The sequence below is a fragment of the Paucibacter sp. DJ2R-2 genome, assembly GCF_025717675.1.
In the GTDB taxonomy this organism is placed as follows: Bacteria; Pseudomonadota; Gammaproteobacteria; order Burkholderiales; family Burkholderiaceae_C; genus Paucibacter_A.
Window position 1 is genome coordinate 1 of sequence record NZ_JAJIRT010000023.1, and the last position, 3351, is coordinate 3351.

The 3351-nt window shown below is 64.5% G+C and carries 3 protein-coding genes; all 3 read right to left on the reverse strand.

Annotated features, from left to right (window positions below; all coding sequences use genetic code 11):
- Positions 1-170: 170 nt before the first annotated feature.
- Positions 171-1427, reverse strand: coding sequence for a flagellin lysine-N-methylase (gene fliB, locus LNV28_RS24885; protein WP_263520533.1), 1257 nt, complete (start codon positions 1425-1427; stop codon positions 171-173).
- A 99-nt stretch (positions 1428-1526) separates the two neighbouring features.
- Positions 1527-2564, reverse strand: coding sequence for a glycosyltransferase (locus LNV28_RS24890; RefSeq protein WP_263520532.1), 1038 nt, complete (start codon positions 2562-2564; stop codon positions 1527-1529).
- 17 nt (positions 2565-2581) lie between these two features.
- Positions 2582-3118 (reverse strand): flagellar transcriptional regulator FlhC, encoded by a 537-nt coding sequence (flhC, locus tag LNV28_RS24895; RefSeq protein WP_263520531.1) that lies wholly within the window; start codon positions 3116-3118, stop codon positions 2582-2584.
- Positions 3119-3351 lie beyond the last annotated feature (233 nt).

Consider the following 3351-nt stretch of genomic DNA (forward strand, 5'->3'; position numbering starts at 1 on the left):
AGATCCAAACAAAGCCGCAACATCAGCCCAAATCCAGCTCTTGAGTCCCGGTTCTTCCCAGAACCTTGTCAGGCAAACTCTTACAAGCGCGCTGCAGACCGTGAAATATCTGGCTTTTCTCACCCATGGGCGAGCTGGGTTTGCCCCTGTCAGGGGAGCCGCGGCGCCGCTCAGAGCAGCAAGGTCGCCAGCACTTCCAAACGCAAAGCTCCATGCGCTTCCAAGGCCTGCATCACCCCGGGCAAGAAACGTCGGTTGTGTTCGATATTGCGTGCCACACCGTAAACGGTGCGCCGCACATCGTCGACCGAAAGCTCAGGGCCGCGCAGCGCCGCAAGACCGACCAGGTAGAAGCGGATCAGGGCAAGCCGCACCGCCAGTTCCATGAATTCATGCGGCAGTTCGGCCATGCCTTCGCGTGGGAACACAGACGAGAGCACGGAGTTCAAAGCATAGTTCTTGAGCAGATGTCGATGCTCGGCGAGAAATGGCCGGAGATAGTCTTGGTCGGCCTGCTCATAGCGAGCCAGGCAGTGCGCCGGTGACTGGCCAAGTTCCAAGCCCTTGCTGACTTCATCCATCAAGGCGCGGAATGACGCACGGCCACCATGGTCACGCATGAAGCGCTGACTCGCCGCCAAGAGCAGACTGAACTGCGCTCCCTTGGGCACGCTGAGACCAGCCACCAGCTCCGGCGCCCTTTGCAAAGTCTGCGGGCCCAGGAACTGTTCCAGCACCTGCTCGAGCGCGGCCTCGGCCGCGCCGAACTCCTGCCCGGCCAAACCCGCCACGCGGCGCAGGATGAGACCGCCATAGACCAAGGCTTGCTCGGCCGACAGGCTGTGCAGACGCAGCAGTGCAGAGATCACGGAGGCCAGCAAGCCACCATGGCGGCGCACGAGGTCCTGCTCTTGCGCGCCAGCTGACGCTCGCCGCCGATGCAAGGCGGGTGGTCGCTGTGCTGAAAAGGCCAGTGGGAGCTCCACCAGGTCCAAGGCCTGCTCGTCGGCCAGGGCCAGGCGCGCAGCTTCTGGGCAGCTCAGACTGGCGGCCATGGCCAGGCGCTGGCCGTCATGCACATAGATGCGAGGGAAATCACTGCAGGTGCTGGACAGGGCCTCGGCCCCGAGCGTGGTCTGGATGCTGCAGAGCTGCTGCTCGTCAAGCATGGGGCAGCTCTCGCCCAGCGCCAGCGGGATGCTGGCATAGGCGCCCTGCGCTTTCGCGGCCTCGCTGCTGAGCTGCACATGCTGGCGCAGATGCGAGGCGAGAGGTTCGATGCGTATGGTTTGGTACTTGCGGTAGGTCGGCTCATCAATGGCGATATGCCAGCTGCTGCAGCAAGTTTCCACGCAGGCCGAGCCGACGCATTGAAACCCCTGCATATAGCTGGGCGCCAGCACATTCACCGTCTTGCTTTGATTCATCACTTGCCAGCCTCCGATGGCATCGCCGTCCCGATGCTGAATTGGAGCGCTCAGCCGGGCCGAGCCATCGCTGAAAAAGCCGGCAGCGGCCGGCCTTGATCAGGCGGCCAGGGCGAAACGATGGCGCAGTGCGACCGCTTGCTCGGCGCGACCGGTGCCTTCCAGCACCAAGGCCAGGTTGTGGGCAGCCAGATGGCTGCCGCGGCCGGCCACCGCGCCGCTGAGGTCCGGGCGCTCGCCGATCTCCAGGCAGCGCAACCAAGCGTCTTCGATCAGGGGTAGCAGGCCCGGCGCCTGATCGGGCAGATCGGCCGCACAGTCGAGCAGCAGATCGCCGAGGGCAAAGAAGAAATCCGGTGAGTGGGCGCAGCGATCCAGCTGGGTCTGCGCGAAGTCCATGCCCTGGTCGTGACGTTTGAGTTGCTTGAGCCCGAACAGGCGGCGCGCCACCAGATCGGGCCACCAAGACACTTCGCCCGGACACAGCGCCACGGCACGAGCAAAGCTGGCCTCGGCCGCCGCATAGTCCTCGTAGACCGAACAGTCCTTGCCGAGCTGGTAGTGCAGATAGGCATCCTCGGGCTGCAGCTGCAGGGCTTTCAGCAGCAAGGCCTGGTTGCGCCCGCGCTTGGCTTGCAAGCGCGCGGGCAGATAGCCGTCGTGGCCGATCTGTACCGGCAGAGGTCGACAGGGCAACCGGTGCTGGGGCTGCTCATGAATGCGCCCGGCATAGCGCAGATGGCCGGGCAGCAGCCGGCTCAGGCGAGCATGGGCCAGCCTGTCCTGTCCGTCAGAAAACTGGTCCAGCAGCTCGATGCTGCCGACGAAATCGGGCCGCTGCTGCTTGAGCTCCAGCAGCGCCTGACCGCCATCGATCAGCCATTCGTCGGCATCCAGCACCAGATGCCAATCGGCTGCGGCCAGGTCTAGGGCCGCATTGCGAGCCGCAGAAAAGTCGTCGCACCAGGCAAAGTGAGCCACGCGCGCACCGGCCGCTTGTGCCAGGGCCGGCGTGGCATCGCTGGAGCCGGTGTCCAGCACCAGCATGTCATCGACCCAGGGTTTGACGCTGGCGAGCAAGCGGCCGATCAGCGCCGCCTCGTTGCGCGCGATCACGACCAGGCAGACGCGGTACATCGCGGCGCCCCGGTAATTCAGTGCATCTGGATGGCGCCCTGGGCGCGGCCCTTGCCGGCGCGGGCGGGCGGGTTGCACATGCCGCAGACATAGTGACGGGCGATCTCATGCGGGTGGGTCACGAAATGACCGCCGCAGCTCGAGCACTTGGTCATGGTCAGCATGCCGTTGTCGATGAACTTCACCAGGCGCCAAGCACGCGTCACCGACAGCATGGCCTCCAGGCCTTGCGCCTGGGTCTGCTCCTGATAGAGCTGGTAGGCCTTGATCACCGCATCGATCTCGTCCAGCTCCGACACCTTGTTCAGGTACTCGTGCACATTCAGGAAGAGCGAGGCGTGGATGTTCGGCTGCCAGGTCATGAACCAGTCGGTCGAGAACGGCAGCTGGCCCTTGCTGGGGCTCTTGCCCGAGACTTCCTTGTACAGGCGCAGCAGGCGCTCATAAGACAGGTCGGTCTCCGACTCCAGCACTTGCAGGCGCGCACCCAGATTGATCAGGGTCACCGCACGTTCAATTTGGCGGGCTTCGGTCAGGATGCTCTTGTTGCGCATGATGGAGTCTCTCGAAATTTGGTGTGTGTTTGCGGGGCCAGCGCCGGGCCGCTCCCAAGCGGCCCCGCCGACCGAATCAGCGACGGGCCCTGCCCGGCGACGATTCGAACCCTCTCGGAGGGTGCTGGCCTGTAACCAGGCCAGCGGGTGTAAGCGTTCAGGCAGCTTCTTGGTGACGGCCGGCCATCAGAATCGATGCGTGGAGGCGACCGACGCCGTCGTTGGCGGCCGAC

Bases quoted from the DNA above. Each gene is read 5' to 3' on its own strand.
- fliB (WP_263520533.1), bottom strand. From the start codon at position 1,427: ATGAATCAAAGCAAGACGGTGAATGTGCTGGCGCCCAGCTATATGCAG.
- LNV28_RS24890 (WP_263520532.1), bottom strand. From the start codon at position 2,564: ATGTACCGCGTCTGCCTGGTCGTGATCGCGCGCAACGAGGCGGCGCTG.
- flhC (WP_263520531.1), bottom strand. From the start codon at position 3,118: ATGCGCAACAAGAGCATCCTGACCGAAGCCCGCCAAATTGAACGTGCG.